Raw genomic sequence first — 384 nt, forward strand, 5'->3', positions numbered from 1 at the left:
CTCAGCCGAGCCGCCATGCTCTAGCTCTGATAGCTGGACCCTGATGGAGCTCTTGAACGATTCGATGGCGCTGCTCGCCCTTGCTAAGTCATAGCTCTTCTTGAAGTTGGTTACTTCATCAAATGCTAGGTTTATGTAGGGGTCGAGACTGGAGATGTCAGCGTGCCCAGTGAACTCTGCTGTCTTATGCTTGAGCGCCTCCATGTTGGTGAGCAGGTTTCTAAAATCATCAGCTGTCTTTGGCTCATACTGTTCGATAAGCGCCACCAGGAACTTCGTGATCCCGCGATGTCGAAACATGTGAGCACAAGCTTGCTCGCTGATTCCAGCAGCTTCACGTAGCAACCGCATCTCGCCTGAAATTGTCTCAGCCTTTATGCTGCG

The 384-nt window shown here is 51.6% G+C and carries 1 protein-coding gene; it reads right to left on the minus strand.

What is annotated here, in order from left to right:
• On the minus strand, window positions 1-267 hold a 267-nt coding region (locus EN850_RS36680; protein WP_210238024.1), incomplete at its 3' end, for a hypothetical protein.
• Window positions 268-384: the final 117 nt, after the last annotated feature.

The organism is Mesorhizobium sp. M8A.F.Ca.ET.207.01.1.1 (assembly GCF_004794715.1).
GTDB lineage: Bacteria > Pseudomonadota > Alphaproteobacteria > Rhizobiales > Rhizobiaceae > Mesorhizobium.